Origin of the sequence: Corynebacterium sp. HMSC066C02, from assembly GCF_001814945.1 — a bacterium.
Lineage (GTDB): Bacteria > Actinomycetota > Actinomycetes > Mycobacteriales > Mycobacteriaceae > Corynebacterium > Corynebacterium aurimucosum.
This window is the reverse complement of record NZ_KV818461.1, coordinates 1-763: the sequence shown is the minus strand read 5'-3', so window position 1 is coordinate 763 and position 763 is coordinate 1. Positions and strand designations below refer to the sequence as shown.

At 52.8% G+C, this 763-nt stretch carries 1 protein-coding gene; it reads right to left on the bottom strand.

Annotated elements, in window-relative coordinates:
• Nucleotides 1-763 (bottom strand): hypothetical protein (locus HMPREF2996_RS12835; RefSeq protein ID WP_168166682.1); only part of this gene is annotated, 763 nt, incomplete at both ends.

Here is a 763-nt window from a genome sequence, read left to right as displayed (position 1 = left end):
GCCAGACCAACCGGAATCAGGAACAGCAGCGGGATACCAACACCCAAACCAGTGTTAATACAACGCTCGCTCGGCTTCGAAGACAGATCCTTGCCCGGCTTAGCAGGCTTCTTGTTGTCATCGCGGCCCTTGTCGTGGCCCTCAACCGGAACCTCGATCTCAGCCTTGCCACCATCCAGATCCGGATCCTCAACAACTACATTGATAGGACCATCAACATCGGTACCCGGAGTAACAACAACATTGCCGTTCTCGTCAATCTCAACCGGGATATCCTTGCCATCCTCATCGGTAGCAGAAACCTTGGTGTCATCATCCGGGTTAGTGACCTTGATACCAGTGTCCTGCTCCTCATCAGTCGGATCAACCGGCTTCACACCAGAATCATCAACCGTGGTCTTATCGGACGCCTCAGAACCGTTGTCGTCGCGGTCCTTCTCGTGGCCGTTAACCTCAACCTCAATCTCAGTCTTACCGCCATCCAGATCCGGATCCTCAACAACTACATTGATAGGACCATCAACATCGGTACCCGGAGTAACAACAACATTGCCGTTCTCGTCAATCTCAACCGGGATATCCTTGCCATCCTCATCGGTAGCAGAAACCTTGGTGTCATCATCCGGGTTAGTGACCTTGATACCAGTGTCCTGCTCCTCATCAGTCGGATCAACCGGCTTCACACCAGAATCATCAACTTCAGTCGGGTTATCACCAGGCTGCTCTTCGGAAGGCTTGGAGTTCGGGTCCTTCGGATCGGTAC